Source organism: Rahnella woolbedingensis (assembly GCF_003602095.1).
GTDB lineage: Bacteria > Pseudomonadota > Gammaproteobacteria > Enterobacterales > Enterobacteriaceae > Rahnella > Rahnella woolbedingensis.
In genome coordinates, this window is the sequence record NZ_RAHH01000017.1 from 51,509 (window position 1) to 72,002 (window position 20,494).

The following is a 20,494-nucleotide window of genomic DNA, read 5'->3' on the forward strand; positions in this document are numbered from 1 at the left end:
TCGATGACTTTACGGCCGTAGTTCAGTTGTTCAACAGTATATGGTTGTTGCTGTGCCACAACGCACTCCTCAGATAGACAGCTTTTTAATGCGCTTGCCGCCGTAAACCAGGTTCACGATTGCACGGGTTCCGACGATCGACGTAAACATCGACGTTGCCACACCGATAGCGGTGGTGATAGCAAAGCCTTTAATCGAACCGGTGCCCACTGCATAAAGAATAATCGCCGTGATCAGGGTAGTAATGTTGGCATCAATGATACTGGAGAACGCGCCTTTATAGCCTTCATGGATAGCTTGCTGAATGGAACGTCCATTCTTCATCTCTTCCTTGATACGCTCGTTAATCAGTACGTTGGCGTCTACGGCTACCGCCAGGGTCAGAACGATACCTGCGATGCCCGGCATGGTCAGCGTCGCACCTGGCAACAGTGACATAATACCGACAATCAGAATCAGGTTTGCCACCAGCGCAGTTGTTGCGATAAGGCCAAACTTACGATACCAAACCACCATGAACAGAATGGATGCCACCAGGCCCCACAAGCACGCTTCCAGACCCTGAGTGATGTTTTGCATCCCTAAAGTCGGGCCGATAGTCCGTTCTTCAACAATCTGAATTGGCGCGATCAACGCACCGGCGCGCAGCAACAGAGACAGCTGACGGGCTTCATTCGGATCATTCACCCCGGTGATACGGAAGCTGTTACCCAGACGTGACTGAATGGTCGCCACGTTGATGACTTCTTCTTGTTTCGCCAGGATGGAACGGCCATTCGCATCTTTCTTACCGCTGTCTTTGTACTCCACGAACAGGGTTGCCATCGGTTTGCCGATGTTATCCTTCGTAAAGTTAGACATGGCGTTACCGCCAGCGCTGTCGAGTGAGATGTTAACCTGCGGCTGATTGTATTCATCCATGCTGGATGACGAGTCAGTGATGTGGTCACCGGTCAGGATCACGCGTTTGTACAGCACCACCGGACGGCCATCACGCATGTTTTTCACTTCGCTGTCGCCCGGTACACGACCGGTTGAAGCAGCAGAAGCATCCACATTGGTGTTAACCAGACGGAATTCCAGTGTTGCGGTCGCGCCTAAAATTTCTTTAGCACGCGCTGTATCCTGAATACCCGGCAGCTCAACCACGATACGGTCAGCACCCTGACGCTGTACCAGCGGCTCGGCCACACCCAGTTGGTTTACACGGTTACGCAGGATGGTGATGTTTTGCTGAACGGCATACTCGCGCGCTTCACTCAGGCGAGCATCAGTCATCACCACGTTAGCTGCGGTATCGCCGCTGTTGGTGATCACTAAATCGCGGTGACGTGGGCTCAGGTAGCTGACCGCAGAATCACGGGTAGCAGCATCGCGGAAACGCACTTCAACGCCATAGTTGTCGAGCTTACGCACCGTGGCATAAGGAATATTCTTGTCGCGCAGGTCGCTGCGCATGTTGTCCATCGTCTGCTCTTGCAGCTTACTCAGCGCGGTATCCATATCCACTTCCATCAGGAAGTGAACACCACCACGCAAGTCGAGGCCCAGCTTCATCGGCTCAGCGCCCAGCATGCTCAACCAGCGCGGCGTTGCCGGCGCGAGGTTCAGTGCAATAACAAACTTGTCGCCCAGCGCTTCCGTCAACGCTTCACGTGCACGTAGCTGTACATCCGTGTCTTTGAAACGGGCAAGAATAGCGCCTTTCTCCAGAGCAACTGATTTGATCTGGATTTTGCTTTGATCTAATACGTTACGGACTTGGTCCAGCGTTGCCTCACTGGCGTCGGAACCCCGAGCACCAGTGATTTGAACAGCCGGATCCTCACCATAAAGGTTGGGAAGTGCATAAAGCAGCCCGACGATGATCACAACGATCAACATCAGATACTTCCACGCAGGATAACGGTTTAACACGGCAGTTCCCTTCGGGAAAATCGAAAATTAGATAGACTTCATCGTGCCTTTTGGCAGAACTGCTGCCACGAAGTCACGCTTGATCATCACTTCGTTGGTGTCGTTCAGTGCGATAACCACATAACCGGTTTCGGCTACTTTGGTTACGCGACCGATCAGACCACCGGTGGTCATGACTTCGTCACCTTTACCGATAGAGTCCATCAGTTTTTTGTGTTCTTTAGAGCGTTTCTGCTGCGGGCGCAGGATCATGAAATAGAAGATCAGACCAAAAACCACCAGCATGATAACCAGAGAGTAAGGACTTCCCTGTGACGGTGCGCCGGTCGCTGCGACTGCATCGGAAATGAAAAAGCTCATTTAATTTCCCTCATTGTTGTTGTGAAGCAAAGTTGTAGTAAAACAAATCGCGGATCCGAACAGGAGTCTGGCGATGAAACGTCTCGCACAATACCTCATAATGCCGGTCCAAGAAATTATAAAATCGGCACCCTCTTACGAAGATGCCGATATTAGAAAGAAATCAGAAATTTAAAGGCGGAACCGGCTTGCCTTTACGTTCGTAGAATTCTGTCACAAACGTTTCTAATTTACCCTCTTCGATAGCCTGGCGTAAACCGGCCATCAGACGCTGGTAATAGCGCAGGTTATGGATCGTGTTCAGACGCGCACCAAGAATTTCGTTGCAACGGTCGAGATGATGCAAGTAGGCGCGGCTATAATTGCGACATGTGTAGCAATCACAGTGTTCATCCAGCGTTGAAGTGTCATCTTTATGCTTAGCATTTCGGATTTTCACGATGCCGTCGGTCACGAAAAGATGACCATTTCGCGCATTACGCGTTGGCATTACGCAGTCAAACATATCGATACCGCGACGCACGCCTTCAACCAAATCTTCCGGTTTACCGACACCCATCAGGTAACGTGGTTTGTCTTCCGGGATTTGCGGGCAAACGTGTTCGAGGATACGGTGCATATCTTCTTTTGGCTCGCCTACTGCCAGGCCGCCCACAGCGTAACCATCAAAGCCGATATCTACCAGCCCTTTTAATGAGACATCTCGTAAATCTTCGTAAACGCTACCCTGAATAATCCCGAACAAAGCATTCTTATTATTCAATTCGTTGAAGCGATCGCGGCTGCGTTGTGCCCAGCGTAAAGACATTTCCATCGAGCGTTTTGCATAGTCCCAGTCAGCAGGATATGGCGTACATTCGTCGAAGATCATTACGATGTCGGAACCGAGATCGTTCTGGATCTCCATGGATTTTTCCGGGCTCAGGAATACCGGATCCCCGTTGATCGGGTTGCGGAAATGCACACCTTCTTCTTTGATTTTGCGCATCGCGCCCAGGCTGAACACCTGGAAGCCGCCGGAATCGGTGAGGATCGGGCCATGCCAGTTCATGAAATCATGCAGGTCGCCATGCAGCTTCATGATTTCCTGACCCGGGCGCAGCCACAGGTGGAAAGTGTTACCCAGCAAAATTTGTGCGCCGGTTTCTTTGACTTCTTCCGGGGTCATGCCTTTTACAGTGCCGTAAGTGCCCACGGGCATAAATGCCGGGGTTTCAACCACGCCACGTTCAAAGACCAGACGTCCGCGGCGTGCGCGGCCATCGGTAGTGCTTAATTCGTATTTCACATTGCCTCCAGCATCAGAGAAACAGTCTGATGAGGTTAAGTCCGTGGCATGACGCCCGGAAAAGAAAGCCCGGATGCACGGAGTGCGCCCGGACCGGTATTTACAAAAAGGCTACTGACCGACCACTTCCTGTGGCGCCAGCGGGTTACGGTTGATGAACATTGCATCACCATAACTAAAGAAACGGTACTGCTCAGCGACGGCCTGATGATAGGCATTCATCGTATTTTTATAGCCGGCAAATGCCGACACCAGCATGATCAGCGTCGACTCAGGCAGGTGGAAATTGGTAATCAGGGAATCAATCACGTCATAGTGATAACCCGGATAGATGAAGATCTTAGTATCGCCGAAGAAGGGTGCAATCAGCGCATCTTCACTGGCTTTTGCCGCGCTTTCCAGCGAACGGACGGACGTTGTGCCCACGGCCACCACTTTATTGCCGCGTGCTTTACAGGCCAGCACCGCGTCCACCACTTCCTGAGGCACTTCGGCATACTCAGCGTGCATGATGTGGTCTTCAATGGTGTCCACGCGAACCGGCTGGAAAGTCCCTGCGCCCACGTGCAGCGTGACGAAAGCAAACTCCACGCCTTTGGCTTTCAGCGCATCCATCAGCGGCTCATCGAAGTGCAAACCGGCAGTTGGCGCGGCAACTGCACCCGGACGTTCGCTGTAGACGGTCTGATAAAGTTCGCGGTCGGATTCTTCATCAGGACGGTCGATATATGGTGGCAGCGGCATATGGCCGATTTCGTTGAGCAGAGTAAAGACATCACGATCTTCATTAAATTCCAGCTCGAACAACGTATCGTGGCGCGCCACCATCGTCGCTTTAATCTCTTCTTTATCACCGAGCAGCAGTTCTGCGCCCGGTTTTGGCGATTTGGACGCACGCACATGCGCCAGCACGCGATGCGAATCGAGTACACGCTCAACCAGCACTTCAATTTTTCCGCCGCTGACCTTACGGCCAAATACGCGGGCCGGGATCACGCGGGTATTGTTAAATACCAGCAAATCACCGGGGTGGATTTTATCGAGAATGTCAGTGAACACGCCGTGCGTTAACTCACCGCTCGGCCCGTCCAGAGACAACAAACGACAGCCGCTGCGCTGGGTCTGCGGATAGCGGGAAATCAGGGATTCAGGGAGTTCAAAAGAAAAATCGGCAACACGCATGGCTTTTCACTTCACTTAACGACAAAAACAGGCGGCTTAGTCTAGAGGGACGGGGCATCCCCTGCAAGCATCTGCGTCAATAAAGGCATCCGCTGCGCTGTCAGAGATCAACTTTCCTGCGTTATACTCCGCCAATGAACTTTCTAGCTCACCTCCATCTGGCCGCTCTGGCCGAAAGCTCCCTGACCGGCAACCTGCTGGCAGACTTCGTTCGCGGCAATCCTGACGGACAATATTCGGCTGAAATCGTCAGCGGGATCCGCATGCATCGCCGCGTTGATACCATGACGGATTCCCTGCCGGAAGTCAGAATTGCGCGCAGCTATTTTCGCGATGATTTTCGCCGCGTAGCGCCGATCACGCTGGATGTGGTCTGGGATCACTTTCTCTCGCGCCACTGGGCGACGATTCATCCGCAGCAGTCGCTGGAAGATTTTCTTGACGACTGTCAGCAGGAAATCGAACCGCTGCTGCCTGAAATGCCTGAGCGTTTTCAGAATCTGAATGCGTATTTATGGCCGGAACGCTGGATGGAACGTTATGCCGTGCTGCCTTTTATTGGTGATGTTTTACGCGGCATGGCCAACCGGCGGCCAAAACTCGGCGCGCTGACCGGTTCATTTCACGATATCGAGCTGAATTACGACGCTCTGGAACAGCTTTTTTGGCAGTTTTATCCGGTCATGATGCAACAGGCGAAAGACCGGCAAATCTGACAAATACCGCGAATTTTGTGAATCACCCCACAATTCCCTGCAAAACAAAAGGTTTTTGTTAAAGAAGTTTGAGACTTGCGTCAAAGACTGATAGCCGGATGCTATCTGATTGATTGGTGTGATGGGGTTTATTCACCCGAGGGTTGCCCCTATACTGGCAGTCGTTTTGTTCACCCTTCCTTCTCACCTACGACACCCTCATGGGTTTCATAAGGAGTAATATTATGGTTCTGGTAACTCGCCCAGCCCCTGACTTCACCGCAGCAGCAGTATTAGGCAGCGGCGAAGTAGTTGAAAACTTCAACTTCAAAAAACACACTGCAGGCAAACCAACTGTTATCTTCTTCTGGCCAATGGACTTCACTTTCGTATGTCCTTCTGAGCTGATCGCTTTCGATCACCGTTACGAAGAATTCCAGAAACGTGGCGTAGAAGTGGTAGGCGTTTCTTTTGACTCCGAGTTCGTTCACAACGCATGGCGTAACACCCCTGTTGAGAAAGGCGGTATCGGTCCAGTTAAATACGCAATGGTTGCTGACATCAAACGCGAAATTCAGAAAGCTTACGGTATCGAACATCCGGACGCTGGCGTTGCACTGCGCGGCTCTTTCCTGATCGACAAAGAAGGCGTTGTTCGTCACCAGGTAGTGAACGATCTGCCACTGGGTCGTAACATCGACGAAATGCTGCGTATGGTTGACGCACTGCAATTCCACGAAGAGCACGGCGAAGTGTGCCCGGCTCAGTGGGAAAAAGGCAAAAAAGGTATGGGCGCATCTCCGGACGGCGTAGCTAAATACCTGACAGAAAACGCGTCAAACCTGTAATCCCTTCACGGATTACAAGGTCAATAACGGTCAGCCCAGCTGGCCGTTTTTTTTGCCTGCAATCCTTCGCGATCACATTTTCCTCTCCCCGTTCCTCATTCCTCCCCTTTTGCGTCTACGCTGAAAACGTTCCGGTGACGTCATTATGGCGTGCAGTTTGCATAATTATTTGTCTGAACACTGCCGGAAAAAATCACAAAAAAGCGTTTTCACACAATAACCTGAAGGTTATGACTCATAAGACAGGGTAATAAACAGGAGCCCCTATGTTACGGAAATCACTCATCGCGCTGGCCTTGCTGACCAGCTTTCCGTTGTACGCCGCGTCCAGTCCTGCGGTTGAAGCCAAAAACGGCATGGTTGTCACCTCGCAATATCTGGCCTCTCAGGTCGGTGTCGATATTCTCAAAATGGGCGGTAATGCCATTGATGCCGCCGTGGCTGTCGGTTACGCGCAGGCCGTCGTCAACCCATGTTGTGGCAATATCGGTGGCGGTGGCTTCATGACGGTGCATCTTGCCGATGGCAAAGACACCTTTATCAACTTTCGTGAAACCGCCCCTGCTGCCGCCAGCGCCAATATGTATCTGGATGCCGATGGTAACGTGAAAAAAGGCGCCAGCCTGTACGGCTATCTTGCCGCTGGCGTGCCCGGCACGGTGCTGGGGCTGGATACGGTGCAAAAGGAATACGGCAAACTGACGCGCCAGCAGGTGATGGCACCGGCGATTAAACTTGCCCGTCAGGGCTTTGTGCTGACCCGCGCCGATACCGATATTCTCGATACCAAAGTCGACCGTTTCAAAGAAGATCCAGAAGCGGCACGTATTTTCCTGCGCAAAGACGGCAGTGCGCTGCAGCCCGGCGATAAACTGGTGCAAACCGATTTAGCCAATACGCTGGAATCCATCTCAAAACACGGACCGGATGCTTTCTATAAAGGCAAAATCCCGGCGGCTGTCGAAGCAGCCTCGAAAAAAGGCGGCGGTATCCTGACAGCTGCAGATTTCGCGAACTATAAAGTCACCGAAGACGCGCCGATCACCTGCAGCTATCGCGGCTATAAATTCGTTTCAGCCCCACCGCCAAGCTCCGGCGGCGTGACGATGTGTGAAATTCTCAACATCGTGGAAGGCTATGACATAAAAAGCATGGGCTTCAATTCAGCGGCGTCGATTCACGTTCTTACCGAAGCCATGCGCCATGCTTATATGGACCGAAATACCTATCTCGGCGACCCCGAGTTTGTAAAAAACCCCATCGACCGCTTGATCAGCAAAAGCTACGCCGAAGAAATCCGCAAGAAAATAGAAGCCGACAAAGCCACGCCGTCTACGGCCGTTCAGCCGGGCATGGAGCCGCATGAGAAACCGGAAACGACCCATTACTCTATCGTCGATAAAATGGGTAACGCCGTCTCTACCACTTACACCATCAACGGCCTCTTTGGCTCGGTGGTTATCGCGCCGGGTACCGGTTTCTTCCTAAACGATGAAATGGATGATTTCACCACCAAAGTCGGCGAGAAAAATCTCTTCGGTCTGGTTCAGGGTGTTAAAAACTCAATCGCCCCCGGTAAGCGCCCACTATCGTCGATGAGCCCGAGTTTAGTTACTAAGGACGGCAAAACCTTCATGGTTCTCGGCTCGCCGGGCGGTTCGCGTATCATCACCATTACTTTGCAGACGGCGCTGAATGTCATCGATCACGGTATGCCGCCGCAGGAAGCGGTAAATGCGCCACGTATTCATCATCAGTGGCTGCCGGATGAAGTCTATTACGAGCAGCGCGGCGTTTCTCAGGACAGCCTGAATATCCTGCAGAAGATGGGCTACAAAATGGTGGAACAGACGCCATGGGGTGCTGCAGAACTGATTATGGTGGGATTACCGGGTGCTGCTGGCGTGACATCCGCCACCTCAGGTAATGACTCGGCGGTATCAGGCAAGGTTCGCGAAGGTTATCTGTATGGCGCGAATGATGTGCGGCGACCAGCAGGCGCTGCCATCGGTTATTAACCAGCATCCTTCGGGCTGTCTCTGCGTTGGCTGCCTTCATTCAGTTGCCGCCTTGATAAAGCCTGAATGATTTCGTTAATCAGATTGTTACACAATAAAAAGCCCCCGGGATCGCTAAGATCTCGGGGGCTTTTCTTTACCGCAAGGTAAGTGTTTGCTTACGCTTTGTCGTTCAGCGTCAGTGCTTCATTCTTACGATCGTTGCGGCGTTTGAAGGCATAACCGACCAGCAGCGCGACGACCCAAACCATACCGACATACAACGAAACGCGGGTATCCGGGAAGTAGCCAATCAGGCCGATGATGAACACCAGGAAAATAATACCGAATACGGAGGTGTATACACCGCCACGCAGCGGGAATTCCAGCTCTTTCACCTGTTGTTTGCTCAGCTTGCGACGGAATCCAATCTGGGAGAACAGGATCATAATCCATACCCAAACGGTCGCGAACGTCGCCAGAGAAGCGATCACCAGGAACACGTTTGACGGCATAATGTAGTTCAGATAAACCGCCACCAGCAGTGCCGCCATCATCACCAGAACGGTGACCCACGGCGTGCCCAGACGCGAAACCTTGCTGAACATTTTCGGTGCCTGTCCCTGCTCTGCCATCCCGTGCAGCATACGACCGACGCCGAACACATCAGAGTTAATCGCAGAAAGGGACGCAGTGATCACCACGAAATTCAGGATCGCCGCCGCCGCAGTAATGCCCATATGCTGGAAGGTCAGTACGAACGGACTGCCCTGCGTACCCACCTGATTCCATGGGAAAATGGACATAATTACAAACAGCGTACCCACGTAAAACACCAGAATACGCAGCGGAACGGAGTTAATCGCTTTCGGGATAGATTGCTTTGGATTTTCAGCTTCACCGGCCGTGATCCCGATGATTTCGATGCCGCCATAAGCAAACATCACCAGCTGGAGCGACAGAACCGTCCCCATGATGCCCTGGCTGAAGAAGCCGCCATTGCTCCAAAGATTGTGGATGCCGGTCGCCTGCCCGCCGTTGCCAATGCCCCAGAAGATAATGCCAAAGCCCGCCACGATCATGATGATAATGGTCAGTACCTTGAAGAATGAGAACCAGAATTCGAGCTCGCCGAAGACTTTCACGCTGACCAGATTGATCGCGCCGATAATCAGCACTACGCTGAGCACCCAGGTCCATTGCGGCACATCCGGGAACCAGACGCCCATATAAATGCCGAATGCCGTCACATCAGCGATGGCAACGATCAGGATTTCGAAACAATATGTCCAGCCGGTGATGTAACCCGCCATCGGCCCGAGATAATCCTGTGCGTAACGTGCAAATGAACCGCTCTGAGGATTGTGAACGGACATCTCGCCAAGGGCTCGCATAATGATGAATGCGATAATCCCACCGACCAGATAAGCCAGCAATACGCTCGGCCCCGCCATTTTGATGGCATCTGCAGAGCCATAAAACAGACCGGTTCCGATGGCTGATCCCAGTGCCATAAAGCGAATATGGCGCGTTGTCAGACCACGTTTTAGCTTCGTGCCCGGCCCTTCGTTCTGTGCTGTTGGTTGTTCAGCTTCTTGCTGCATGTGCATTAACCCGTGTTGTTTTTAAATATCAAAAAATCGAATTCTAAAAAAATAACTTTTAACCTGCCAATGAAAAAGCCACGGAAGGGTTCTCCGTGGCCTTTTTGGCTAAATATTCGTCAGACAATCGTTATTTAAAGCCTTCGAACATTCACCCGATAATCATTGGTGCGCGGTAACACTGCGCGGGCCGCTGATTTTGTCATAAATTCCGACCAGTACCAGCATTAATAATGACGGTGGTAACCAGGCGAGACCTTGCGCAGCCAGTGGCAGGTTCGCGGTCCAGGCTGGCATCAGGTCAGCAAAAGCAGAAGCCTTGATACCATCAACAATGCCGAATACCAGACTCACCACCATCACCGGTGCCACGATGCGTGTGGTGCTGTTCCACCAGCGCAGGGTGAAGCTCAGTACAACCAGCGCGATACATGGCGGATAAATCGCTGTCAGTACTGGCACGGAAATCTGAATCAGATGGCTCAACCCGAGGTTGGACACCAGCATCGAGAACAGACCCAGAATGAACACCAGCGTTTTGTAAGACAGCGGCAGATATTGGGCAAAGAATTCTGCGCAGGCGCAGGTCAGGCCAACCGCCGTAACCATACAGGCGATGAAGATCAGCGCACCGAGGAAGAAGCTACCGATACCACCGAAAGTATGTGCCACGTAAGCATGCAGGATAACCGCACCATTAGTTGCATCCGGCACCAGCGAGGCGCTGTTTTCACCGAGTTTGAACAGGCTCAGGTAAACCAGCATCAGGCCAAGACCGGCAATCAGCCCGGCCAGAACAGTATAGCGGGTCAGCAATTTCGCATCAGTCACACCGCGTGAACGCGCCGCATTGACGATAACAATGCCGAAGACCAGCGCACCCAGCGTATCCATTGTCAGATAGCCGTTAACAAAGCCGCTGGAGAAAGGAACCGTCTGGTAAGCGCCGACAGCAGGCATTGGCTGACCGGCCGGCCACAGCAATGCGGCGATACCCAGTGCAGCCAGAGCGACCATTTTCAGCGGTGCCAGGAAATGGCCGACGGTATCGAGCAGACGGCCCGGATACAGGGAAATACCGATCACCAGAGAGAAATAAATCACACTGTAGATAAGCAGCGGCAGCGGGCCGTCACCGGTCATCGGTGCAATACCGACTTCAAAGGAAACCGTCGCGGTACGCGGCGTGGCAAACAGAGGCCCGACGGCCAGATAACAGATGGTCGCCAGAAGAATACCGGCACCACGGCCAATTGGCGTACTCAGGGCATCCACTCCGCCGCCAACGCGGGCGAGCGCAATGACTGTCATCACCGGGAGTCCGACCGCGGTAATCATAAAGCCGGCAGCAGCCCACCAGACGTCATGACCTGCCTGCAGACCCACCATTGGCGGGAAGATGATATTCCCTGCCCCGACGAATAAGGCGAAAGTCATGAAACCCAGCGCCAGAATATCTTTATTTGTTAAACGAGTACTCATGATTGGTGTCGTGTTGCCTGTTCAAATGAATAAAGTGTCCGTTACTGTCGTCGTGCCACGTCGTCATAAGGATTAATGGCGTAAATCAGCCAGAGAGCACCATGTGAGGAACGAAGTGAGCTAAAAACGCCTGATGATATGCAGAAAATTACGTTGTTATGCAGGGAGTATCGAGCGACAGCGGACGCTAAGGTAAACGTTTATAGCGTATAAAGGCAAGCCGTGATCCAAAAAGCAGAGTGTTTGACCAGATTAATGTCAGCAGGCAGGTATATTCACTAAATACAGTGAAAAACACACCATATGATATGTATGATTTTTGAACTAATGAAGCACAAGATATGCTCCGATAAGACGAAAAATGCGTGAAATCACCATTCTCAGGTTATTTCACGCACAGTTCACAGCATTTTTACAAGGTCATAATTTAACCACTTTCAGTTATCACCAGACGCGGGCGGCGATATCGACGACCAGCTTCAGTTTTTCCCACTGTTGCGCTTCAGTCAGGCTGTTGCCCTCTTCCGTTGAAGCGAAACCACATTGCGGGCTGAGGCAAATCTGATTGATATCCAGATATTCTGCTGCTTCTGCCAGACGCGCTTCTACAGTTTTCGCCAGCTCCAGTTCACCTGATTTGGTGGTAATCAGACCCAGTACCGCCTGCTGATGGCCTTTTTTGATGAAACGCAACGGCTCAAAGCCACCGGAACGTTCGTTGTCGTATTCCAGGAAGAAAGCGTCGATGTTCACGCCGCCGAACAAAATCTCTGCCACCGGTTCATAGCCGCCTTCTGAAATCCAGGTTGAACGGAAGTTGCCACGGCAAACATGCAGACCTATCACCATGTCATCCGGTTTACCGGCGATGGCTTTGTTCAGCACGTCAGCGTAAGTACGCGCTAACTCTTGCGGAGAATCACCCCGTTCGCGGATTTGCTTCTTCTGATCTTCAGAACACAGATAAGCCCACACGGTGTCATCGAGTTGCAGATAGCGACAACCGGCATCGTAGAACTCCTTAATAGCTTCACGGTAAACCTGCGCCAGATCGTCAAAGTAGTCTTTCAAATCCGGATACACTTCTTTACTGATGGCGTTACGGCCACCGCGGAAATGCATCACACTCGGGCTTGGAATTGTCATTTTCGGTACGGCGGTTCCGCTGATACTTTTCAGGAAACGGAAATCTTCCAGCATCGGGTGTGAGCCAAAACCGAGTTTGCTGACCACTTTGATGCTGCGCGCTTTGGTTTGAACGCCGTTGAACTGGATCCCCTGCACCGCATCGTAACCTTCCACGCCTTCCAGACCTTCGAAGAAATCGAAGTGCCACCATGCACGGCGGAACTCACCGTCAGTGACCACCTGCAGACCCGCTTCACGTTGTAAATCCACCACCCGGCGAATTTCCGTGTCTTCCACCGCACGCAACTGTGCGGCATCAATCTCACCGGCCTGGAATTGCTTACGCGCTTCTTTAATCGCCGCAGGGCGCAGGAAACTGCCGACGACGTCAGCGCGGAATGGAGGTGTTGTACGTTGCATGAAGAACTCCTTAATAACATCCCGCCGGTAGCGAAATGCGAATGGTTCACAAAGTAAATAATTACGCTGCGTTACATTTAGACATCTGGATGTCTAAACGTCTTTAACAGGATACTGTCATGCAGATTATTCACGGGCAACAGAGGAATCTTCATGGGACGTGAAAGAAATTCATGATCGGTTCTTCATATTTCATGATGCCGGACAAACTTTTGTCTTTGTATAAGGCAGTTGCTAAAGATTTGCTCAATTTCACACAACAGCAACTTGAAATAGAACTTCGAACTGGATTAATTAAAGAGGTGATTTCTAATGGTTGATGAACGTTTGCTAAAATTGCAGCGGATGGCTCAACGCTTCCATGATTCATCTGGCGTGATTTCACAAACCACGATGCGCGAAATTAACAAAATTGTTGATGAAGCCGTGCAGGAAGAGAGGCTGAAAGCCCTTGCAGAAAGCTCTGCTGAACGTATTCGCGCTTTGCGTGCAAAAGAAAATATCAGTCAGGGTGTACTGGCAAGACTCATCAATATGTCGGCCAACAGTATTCAGAAGTGGGAGCGGGATGAAACCAAACCCACTGGTGCGGCTCTGATCTTACTGATGCTAATCGAAGAAAAAGGTCTGCAAATCATTTGTTGAAAAAAGCCACAGTCATTTGCTGTGGCTTGTTTACTTATCCCTTCACACCGCTTTCGCTGGACTGCTCCTGAGGAACAATCAGCTTCGGCGCCAGCGTAAATATAAAGCGGGTGCCGACGCCGACTTCACTCATTACTTCAAGCTTGGCGTTGTGATGGCTCAGGGCGTGCTTGACGATGGCCAGCCCGAGCCCGCTGCCGCCGGTCTGGCGTGAACGGGCTTTATCGACACGGTAGAAACGTTCGGTGAGGCGCGGCAGGTGCTGTGGCGCTATGCCCGGCCCGTTATCGCTTATCTGGAATTGCGCCCCGTGAGGCGTTTGCTGCCAGCTGACTTCAATCCGCGTGCCGGTCGGGGTGTGATTGACGGCGTTGTACACCAGATTCGACACCGCGCTGCGCAGCTGATCTTCGTTCCCGAAAACCTTCAGCTTCTCGTTTACGCGGAACACCACTTCATGGCGGCCACCGCTTAAGGATTGCACTTCGCGCTCCAGCATGCCGAGCATCACCGAAATATCGACTTTCTCGTGCATATCGATATTTGCCGATGCTTCGATTTTCGACAGCGTCAGCAGCTGTTTGACCAGCCCGTCCATACGCCGCGTTTGCTCCTGCATGGTGTCCAGCGCTTTGGTACGGAAGGGCTCTTCCAGCTTAGCGTCTTCCATCATTTCCAGATAACCCTGCAATACGGTCAGCGGGGTTCTCAGTTCATGACTGACGTTAGCGAAGAAGTTCCGCCGTGCGCCTTCCAGCTGACGCATCTGCGTGACATCGCGCGCCACCATCAGCAACTGTCCTTCGGAATACGGCATGACGCGAAACTCAACATAATGCTCATTGTTGAGTTGCAGATTCAGGGCACGGCTGAAATCACGGGTCTGGACCCAGGTACGAAATTCCGGGTAACGCAGCAGGTTAAAGATGTGCTGTCCGTTATCTTCCGGCCAGCGGAAGCCGAGCAAATCCTGCGCCAGTCCGTTACACCAGAAAATATTGCCCTCTTCCGTGGTCAGTACCACGGCGTCCGGTAACGATTCCGCACCGCTGCGAAAACGTTTGATGAGTTGCCCTAATTCGCGACGGCGACGGCGGTTACGCATCTGCATCTGGTTGAGCCCGTAAAACAGGGGCTCCCAGCTCCAGCGGCCATTTGGCGGGGTGATGCTGCGGTCAAGCCACAGCCAGTGAGAGAGTTTGAGCTGGTTATAATAATTCCAGCCCAGTGCCGCCATCAGCGACACAAAGAGTAGCCAGCCAAAATGGCCGACAAAAATACCGAGGATTAACGCTGGCAGGCAAAAGAGAAAGAATTCACCGGCCAATCGTTTCCATGACAAACGTTCTAGCACACAGATTCTCCGCTGTGGGGACTCAATAACGCGTTGAAAAACGGTATCCGGTTCCACGAACAGTTTGGATCATTCTGTCATGTCCACTGGTTTCCAGCGCTTTACGTAAACGACGAATATGCACGTCTACCGTGCGATCTTCCACATAAACGTTAGTGCCCCAGACGTTATTGAGCAACTGTTCGCGGCTGTAAACACGTTCGGAGTGGGTCATAAAGAAGTGCAATAGCTTAAATTCGGTCGGCCCCATGTCGAGCGCCTGCTCATTGGCCATTACCCGGTGAGATGACGGATCCAGACTCAGACCCTGCATGTCGATCACTTCTTCTACCGCCATTGGCGAGATGCGGCGCATCACGGCTTTAATGCGGGCAACCAGTTCTTTCGGAGAAAACGGTTTGGTGATGTAATCATCGGCACCGACTTCCAGGCCGCGTACCCGGTCTTCTTCTTCACCGCGGGCGGTCAGCATCATCACCGGAATTTCGCGGGTCAGAGCTTCGCGTTTCAGATGTTTGATAAACTGAATACCGGAACCGCCGGGTAACATCCAGTCAAGCAGGATGAGTTCAGGATAAGGTTCTACCAGCTGGCCAACGGCTGAATCAAAATCTTCAGCTTCTACTGCCTGATAACCATTTTGTTCCAGTACAAAACACACCATTTCACGGATTGGAGCTTCGTCTTCAACCACCAGTATACGTCTTGCCATCGTAGGTCCTGCCAATAGGTTAGCTTTCTTTTATTTGCTTGCGGGCGCCATTATGCGTCAGTTTTGTGACAGATTTATGAATGAAAATGATGGCTCAATAAAGGCAAATATGACAGATATTTTCCTGCCATCTTCCTGAAACTGAGCTGATTTATCGGGGACAGGTTCCCCCGCCGACGTTTATACTTTGCCCCATTGTCATCATCCAGGATCCACACGGGAGTCTCATGCGCCTGATCCACACGTCAGACTGGCACCTCGGCCAGTACTTTTTCACCAAAAGCCGTGCTGCCGAACATCAGGCATTTTTGCGCTGGCTGACCGGTCAGGTGCAGCAACATCAGGTAGATGCCGTGATAGTCGCGGGCGATATTTTCGATACAGGCTCTCCGCCGAGCTATGCCCGTGAGCTTTACAATCGCTTCGTCGTCGAGTTGCAACAAACCGGCTGTCAGCTGGTGGTACTGGCCGGAAATCACGATTCTGTCGCCACGCTAAATGAATCACGTGAGTTGCTTTCCTGCCTGAATACGCGGGTGATTGCGACCGTCGGCGAAAACCTCTCTGAACAGATTTTAGTGCTCAACCAGCGGGACGGGAAACCGGGCGCGGTGCTTTGCGCTATTCCGTTTTTACGCCCGCGTGATTTGCTCGCCAGCCAGGCGGGACAATCTGGCAACGACAAACAGCTGGCATTACAGGAAGCCATCGCCGCACATTACGACGCGCTGTGGCAGGCCGCGCAGGCTAAACGAGATGAGCTCGGCGTACCACTGCCCATTATTGCCACCGGCCATCTGACCACCGTTGGCGTCAGTACGTCCGATTCCGTGCGCGACATTTATATAGGCACGCTCGATGCGTTTCCGGCGCAGGCATTTCCGCCGGTTGATTACGTAGCGCTCGGCCATATTCACCGCGCACAATGCGTCGCCAAAACCGAACATATCCGTTACAGCGGTTCGCCGATTGCCCTGAGTTTTGACGAACTGAGCAAAGCCAAAAGTGTGTACTTACTTGATTTCGACGGCGCGACGCTTAACGCCATCGACACGCTGGAAATCCCCGTTTTTCAGCCGATGCAGATAATCAAAGGCTCACTGGCAGAGATTGAAAAACAGCTGGTGCAGTTTACCGGCGGCGACGCGCAAAAGCCGGTCTGGCTGGATATCGAAGTCGCCACGCAAGATTATCTCAGTGATATTCAGCGCCGCATCCAGGCGCTGACCGCCGATCTGCCGGTGGAAGTGGTGCTGTTACGGCGCAGCAAAGAGCAGCGCATTCACAGTATTGAGCAGCAGGAAAAGGAAACGCTCAGCGAACTGAGCGTCAGCGATGTATTTGAACGACGGCTGGCGCTGGAGCCAGACCCTGACGAGCCGCGTCAGGCGCGGATGCGCACGTTGTTTGCGCAGGTCGTTGAACAGGTCACCAGCGGTCAGAATACGGAGGATGGCGCACAATGAAAATTCTCAGCCTGCGTTTAAAAAACCTGAACTCGCTGGAAGGCGAATGGAAAATTGATTTCACCGCCGAACCGTTCGCCAGCAACGGATTATTCGCCATCACCGGCCCGACCGGTGCGGGGAAAACGACCCTACTCGATGCCATTTGTCTGGCGCTTTATCACCAGACGCCACGTCTGAACATCACGCCAAGTCAGAATGAACTGATGACCCGCCACACCGCAGAGTCGCTGGCGGAAGTGGAGTTTGAAGTCAAAGGCATAGGTTACCGCGCATTCTGGAGCCAGCGCCGCGCCAAAAACTCCCCGGACGGTAATTTGCAGGCGCCAAAAGTCGAGCTGGCCTTGCTGGCCGACGGCAAAATTCTGGCCGATAAAGTACGCGACAAACTCGACGCCATCGCCACGCTGACCGGGCTGGATTTTGGCCGTTTCACCAAATCGATGATGCTTTCACAGGGGCAGTTCGCCGCGTTTCTCAATGCCGATGCCAATGATCGCGCCGAATTGCTGGAAGAACTCACCGGCACCGAAATTTACGGGCTGCTGTCTGAACGCGTGTTTGAGCAACATAAAGAAGCGCGTATTACGCTCGACGGCCTGCATCAGCGCATGGCCGGGATCGAGCTGCTCAGCGAGGAACAGCGCCAGGCGCTCGAGGCGCAACTTGCTGAACTGAATACGCAGGAAATCAGCCTCAGCCAGCAGGCGCAACAACGCCAGCGGGATCTTAACTGGCTGCAACAATGGCAGCAGGTGCAGCAAAAACAGCAGCAGTCTCAGCAACAGCTGACTGCCGCCGAGCAGGAAAATCTGGCCGCTGCGCCGCAGTTACAGCAGCTGGCGCGCAGCGAACCGGCAGAAAAACTGCGTCCGTTGCTCAATGATCGCCAGCGTTGTCAGGATGAATCGCAGCGTCTTCAGCAACAACTGACGCACCTGACGCAGCAACAGCAACGGCAAATCGCGCAGATGACACCGCTGAATCTGGCGGTGGAGCAGGCGCAAACGGCGCGCCAGAAACAGGCGGAAGAACAGCGTCAGATGCAGACGCTGATCGAAGAAAAAATCCTGCCGCTGGATGGCGAAATTATCCAGTGGCGTAAATCACTGGCTGAAACGCAGCAGTCGGTCAGTGACGTGCAGAAACTGGTCAGCGAGCATAACGCGGCACTGGTACAAATGACCGCCGAACGGCAGAAACTGGATGAAGAAAGCCGTCAGCATCAGACCCGCCAGACCACGCTGACAGATGCGCTGAACGCCGCACAACAACGTCAGGCGGAGCTGGAAAAACAGCATCCGCTGGCAGCGTTGCAGAAACGGCAAACCGAACTGACGCAGCTTCGTCCGGTGCGCCAGCAGCTGTTCTCACTCGCGCAAATTTTCCCGCAGCTGAACCGGCGCGTGCAGCAACAGCATAAAGATTTTGCGCAGAACCAGACTCAACTGGCTGAAGAAGAACAGCGTCTGGGCGCGATCCGTCTGCAATGTCAGAAACAGCTGGAACACCTGAACGATGTGAAAGCGCTGCATAAACAGGAAATGCTGATTGTCAGCCTCGAGGCCGAGCGCGCGAATCTGCAAAGCGGCAAAGCCTGTCCATTGTGCGGCTCGACAACTCATCCGGCGATTGAACATTATCAGGAAGTTAAGCCTTCTGAAACGGCGCAACGCGTCGAGAAAATGCAGCTGGAATTCGATGCGGCAAAAGCCAGCGGCATCGAGCTGTCAGCAAAAATCAAAAGTCTGAAAGAGCAGCAAACTCGCCTGCAAACCCAGCTGGAGCAGGATAGCCAGCAACTTAACGCGCATACCGAAAACTGGCAGCGACTCAGCGCGCCGCTGAACCTGACATTCACATTGCATAACGCCGCTGACATCACGCAATGGCTGACCGCCCGCGACGAAGAAGAGCAGCAATTGCAGGCGCTGACTGGCCAGCACGAACACCTGGCGCGGGCGTTGCAACAGGCGAAAGACGCCCTGAATGACGCCCTGAATGCGCAGCAAAAAGTGCAGCAGCAAAGCGCGTTGCTGACCGAACGCGTTACCCGGCTGGAAGAAACACAGGCCAAATCTCAGCAGGACTTTGCGCGGCTGCAAAAGCTGTTCGCAGAAGGTGAGAAATCCCTTTCTGAACTGAATGCCAAACGTCTTGAACTGTTCGGTGACCGGCAGGTGGCGCAGGTTCGCGAGCACTTACATCAGCAACAGCAGGCGGCAGAAAAAGCGGTCAGCGAAGCACAGACCGCACTGCAAAAAGCACAGGAACTGCGCGATCAGCTGGCCGGTCAGCTTGCGGGGACGCAGCAGCAACAATTGCAGGCCGCAGAACAACTGACGCAGGCGGAACAGGCGTGGCAACAGGCGCTGAGCGCCAGCGGATTTGCTGATGAAGCCACGGTGAAACTGGCGCTGCTCGATGATGCACTGCGCCAGCAACTTCAGCAGCGCAAAGAACATCTGCAACAGCAACTGGCGCAGGCGAACGCATTGCTGAGCGATGCCCAACAACAGCTGGAAAAACATCGGCTCGCCCGCCCTGCTCATCTTAGTGAAACACAAAGTGATCTTGAAGCCCTGACGGCGCAGCAGGCCGAACTGGCGCAACAGCTGAAAGCGTTACAACAACGTCTGGGCGAAATCACCAATAAACTCAATGACGATAAAGCGCGCAGCGGCAATCAGCAGGCGCTGATTACACAGATTGCGCAGGCGCAGCTGACCTGTGATGACTGGGGTTATCTCAATCAGATGATAGGCTCCAGCGACGGCGCGAAATTCCGTAAATTCGCGCAGGGTCTGACGCTCGACCATCTGGTGTATCTGGCGAACCGTCAGCTGGAAAAACTGCACGGGCGTTATCTGTTGCAGCGTAAAACCAGCGATGCGCTGGAGTTACAGGTCGTCGATACCTGGCAGGCCGATGCGGTGCGCGACACCCGCACGTTATCCGGCGGCGAAAGTTTCCTGGTCAGTCTGGCACTGGCGCTGGCGCTTTCGGATCTGGTCAGCGATAAAACCCGTATTGATTCACTGTTCCTCGACGAAGGTTTCGGCACGCTCGACGCCGATACGCTGGATACCGCGCTGGACGCGCTCGATAGCCTGAATGCCTCGGGCAAAACCATCGGCGTCATCAGCCATGTCGAAGCGATGAAAGACCGCATTCCGGTACAGATAAAAGTGACCAAGGTGAACGGTCTGGGCGTCAGCCGCCTGAGCAGTGAGTTTAAAGTCTGACCCGTTTTACAGCGGAGTATCTGACTGAATAATTGCTAGCCATCTGCTCCGCAATGGATCCGGATTGTGAGCGCCTGCACAAAATTCGCACCAGTGCAGTGCGTTCATTCATCCCAACCTGCTGAATTCCCGCTAATTCCCTTCTCCCGAT

15 protein-coding genes are annotated in these 20,494 nt (G+C 52.9%); 6 read left to right on the top strand and 9 right to left on the bottom strand.

Going from position 1 to position 20,494, the window contains the following annotated elements; genetic code table 11:
• Positions 1-69: 69 nt before the first annotated feature.
• The 4 genes from secD to queA form a co-directional block, all read right to left on the bottom strand.
• Entirely contained in the window at positions 70-1,917 is a 1,848-nt protein-coding gene (gene secD / locus D6C13_RS15190; RefSeq protein WP_120133554.1) for a protein translocase subunit SecD, read from the bottom strand.
• Positions 1,918-1,944: 27 nt separating this feature from the next.
• Positions 1,945-2,277 carry a preprotein translocase subunit YajC gene (yajC, locus tag D6C13_RS15195; protein WP_120133555.1) on the bottom strand — a complete coding sequence of 111 codons (333 nt, stop codon included), beginning with the start codon at positions 2,275-2,277 and terminating at the stop codon, positions 1,945-1,947.
• A gap of 163 nt (positions 2,278-2,440) precedes the next feature.
• Positions 2,441-3,565: a tRNA guanosine(34) transglycosylase Tgt gene (tgt, locus tag D6C13_RS15200; protein WP_120133556.1), complete on the bottom strand. Its 1,125-nt coding sequence runs from the start codon at positions 3,563-3,565 to the stop codon at positions 2,441-2,443.
• Between the two features lie 111 nt (positions 3,566-3,676).
• On the bottom strand, positions 3,677-4,747 hold the full coding sequence (queA, locus tag D6C13_RS15205) for a tRNA preQ1(34) S-adenosylmethionine ribosyltransferase-isomerase QueA (protein WP_120133557.1): 1,071 nt from the start codon (positions 4,745-4,747) through the stop codon (positions 3,677-3,679).
• Positions 4,748-4,881: 134 nt separating this feature from the next.
• On the opposite strand from queA, the gene D6C13_RS15210 reads away from it, so the two are divergent.
• The 3 genes from D6C13_RS15210 to ggt all read left to right on the top strand — a co-directional run bounded on the left by D6C13_RS15210 (position 4,882) and on the right by ggt (position 8,308).
• Positions 4,882-5,463 (top strand): ACP phosphodiesterase, encoded by a 582-nt coding sequence (locus D6C13_RS15210; RefSeq protein ID WP_120133558.1) that lies wholly within the window; start codon positions 4,882-4,884, stop codon positions 5,461-5,463.
• 224 nt (positions 5,464-5,687) lie between these two features.
• The gene (locus D6C13_RS15215) at positions 5,688-6,290 is read left to right on the top strand and encodes a peroxiredoxin C (protein ID WP_095924927.1); all 603 of its coding nucleotides are present in this window, start codon (positions 5,688-5,690) and stop codon (positions 6,288-6,290) included.
• Between the two features lie 266 nt (positions 6,291-6,556).
• Positions 6,557-8,308, top strand: coding sequence for a gamma-glutamyltransferase (gene ggt / locus D6C13_RS15220; protein ID WP_120133559.1), 1,752 nt, complete (start codon positions 6,557-6,559; stop codon positions 8,306-8,308).
• Positions 8,309-8,466: 158 nt separating this feature from the next.
• Here the strand turns inward: ggt and proY are convergent, their stop codons facing one another.
• The 3 genes from proY to D6C13_RS15235 all read right to left on the bottom strand — a co-directional run bounded on the left by proY (position 8,467) and on the right by D6C13_RS15235 (position 12,921).
• Positions 8,467-9,891 (bottom strand): proline-specific permease ProY, encoded by a 1,425-nt coding sequence (gene proY / locus D6C13_RS15225; protein WP_208642900.1) that lies wholly within the window; start codon positions 9,889-9,891, stop codon positions 8,467-8,469.
• A gap of 162 nt (positions 9,892-10,053) precedes the next feature.
• Positions 10,054-11,373, bottom strand: coding sequence for a branched-chain amino acid transport system II carrier protein (brnQ, locus tag D6C13_RS15230; RefSeq protein WP_120133561.1), 1,320 nt, complete (start codon positions 11,371-11,373; stop codon positions 10,054-10,056).
• Positions 11,374-11,817: 444 nt separating this feature from the next.
• Positions 11,818-12,921: a cobalamin-independent methionine synthase II family protein gene (locus D6C13_RS15235; RefSeq protein ID WP_120133562.1), complete on the bottom strand. Its 1,104-nt coding sequence runs from the start codon at positions 12,919-12,921 to the stop codon at positions 11,818-11,820.
• A gap of 312 nt (positions 12,922-13,233) precedes the next feature.
• Here D6C13_RS15235 and D6C13_RS15240 point away from each other — a divergent pair, with 312 nt between their 5' ends.
• Positions 13,234-13,566: a helix-turn-helix domain-containing protein gene (locus tag D6C13_RS15240; protein ID WP_120133563.1), complete on the top strand. Its 333-nt coding sequence runs from the start codon at positions 13,234-13,236 to the stop codon at positions 13,564-13,566.
• Between the two features lie 34 nt (positions 13,567-13,600).
• On the opposite strand, the gene phoR is transcribed toward D6C13_RS15240, so the two are convergent.
• A complete protein-coding gene (gene phoR, locus D6C13_RS15245; RefSeq protein WP_120133564.1) occupies positions 13,601-14,920 on the bottom strand; it encodes a phosphate regulon sensor histidine kinase PhoR in 1,320 nt (439 codons plus the stop codon).
• A 22-nt stretch (positions 14,921-14,942) separates the two neighbouring features.
• Positions 14,943-15,632 carry a phosphate response regulator transcription factor PhoB gene (gene phoB / locus D6C13_RS15250; protein ID WP_112287479.1) on the bottom strand — a complete coding sequence of 230 codons (690 nt, stop codon included), beginning with the start codon at positions 15,630-15,632 and terminating at the stop codon, positions 14,943-14,945.
• A gap of 227 nt (positions 15,633-15,859) precedes the next feature.
• On the opposite strand from phoB, the gene sbcD reads away from it, so the two are divergent.
• A complete protein-coding gene (sbcD, locus tag D6C13_RS15255; protein WP_120133565.1) occupies positions 15,860-17,098 on the top strand; it encodes an exonuclease subunit SbcD in 1,239 nt (412 codons plus the stop codon).
• The gene (sbcC, locus tag D6C13_RS15260; protein WP_120133566.1) at positions 17,095-20,343 is read left to right on the top strand and encodes an exonuclease subunit SbcC; all 3,249 of its coding nucleotides are present in this window, start codon (positions 17,095-17,097) and stop codon (positions 20,341-20,343) included. Before sbcD ends, sbcC begins: the two co-directional genes overlap by 4 nt.
• Positions 20,344-20,494 lie beyond the last annotated feature (151 nt).